This window comes from Rathayibacter sp. AY1F8, from assembly GCF_002932165.1.
Lineage (GTDB): Bacteria > Actinomycetota > Actinomycetes > Actinomycetales > Microbacteriaceae > Rathayibacter.
On record NZ_PSVB01000043.1, the window covers coordinates 3,653 to 5,197 of the forward strand.

A 1,545-nucleotide genomic window follows, 5' to 3' on the forward strand; every position below is an offset into this window, starting at 1 on the left:
ATCCCGTGCTGGTGCGTTTAGCGTATTAACAGGTGTGACGCAGGAAGGTAGCCGAGCCGGGCGATGGTTGTCCCGGTCTAAGGATGTAGGGCGAACGATAGGCAAATCCGTCGTTCATATAGCCTGAGATCTGATGGGTAGACGCAAGTCGAAATCGGTGATCCTATGCTGCCAAGAAAAGCATCGACGCGAGGTTCTAGCTGCCCGTACCCCAAACCGACTCAGGTGGTCAGGTAGAGAATACTAAGGAGATCGAGAGAATCGTGGTTAAGGAACTCGGCAAAATGCCCCCGTAACTTCGGGAGAAGGGGGGCCTGAGGCGTGAACGGACTTGCTCCGGGAGCGTTCGATGGCCGCAGAGACCAGTGGGAAGCGACTGTTTACTAAAAACACAGGTCCGTGCTAAGTCGCAAGACGATGTATACGGACTGACGCCTGCCCGGTGCTGGAAGGTTAAGAGGAACGGTTAGCCGCAAGGCGAAGCTGAGAATTTAAGCCCCAGTAAACGGCGGTGGTAACTATAACCATCCTAAGGTAGCGAAATTCCTTGTCGGGTAAGTTCCGACCTGCACGAATGGCGTAACGACTTCCCAGCTGTCTCAACCGCGAACTCGGCGAAATTGCATTACGAGTAAAGATGCTCGTTACGCGCAGCAGGACGGAAAGACCCCGTGACCTTTACTATAGTTTGGTATTGGTGTTCGGTGTGGCTTGTGTAGGATAGGTGGGAGACGTTGAAGCGGGCACGCTAGTGTTCGTGGAGTCATTGTTGAAATACCACTCTGGTCACTCTGGATATCTAACTTCGGACCCTAATCGGGTTCAGGGACAGTGCCTGATGGGTAGTTTAACTGGGGCGGTTGCCTCCCAAAGAGTAACGGAGGCGCCCAAAGGTTCCCTCAACCTGGTTGGCAATCAGGTGGCGAGTGTAAGTGCACAAGGGAGCTTGACTGTGAGACTGACAAGTCGAGCAGGGACGAAAGTCGGGACTAGTGATCCGGCAGTGGCTTGTGGAAGCGCTGTCGCTCAACGGATAAAAGGTACCTCGGGGATAACAGGCTGATCTTGCCCAAGAGTCCATATCGACGGCATGGTTTGGCACCTCGATGTCGGCTCGTCGCATCCTGGGGCTGGAGTAGGTCCCAAGGGTTGGGCTGTTCGCCCATTAAAGCGGTACGCGAGCTGGGTTTAGAACGTCGTGAGACAGTTCGGTCCCTATCCGCTGCGCGCGCAGGAAATTTGAGAAGATCTATCCCTAGTACGAGAGGACCGGGATGGACGAACCTCTGGTGTGTCAGTTGTTCCGCCAGGAGCACCGCTGATTAGCTACGTTCGGAACGGATAACCGCTGAAAGCATCTAAGCGGGAAGCCGGCTTCGAGATGAGATTTCCATCCCTTCGGGGGAGAGGCTCCCAGCCAGACGACTGGGTTGATAGGCCGGATGTGGAAGACAGGACTAAAGACTGTCGGAGCTGACCGGTACTAATAAGCCGATAACTTGATAATCACTACACTCATACCGTTGTAAAGGCTGGTAGGAGTGG

Annotated in this window: 1 rRNA gene (running past one end of the window); it reads left to right on the top strand. The window is 54.2% G+C overall.

The features are described from left to right. Positions 1-1,507, top strand: a 23S ribosomal RNA gene (locus C5C35_RS16575) (it extends 1,708 nt beyond the left edge of the window). Positions 1,508-1,545: the final 38 nt, after the last annotated feature.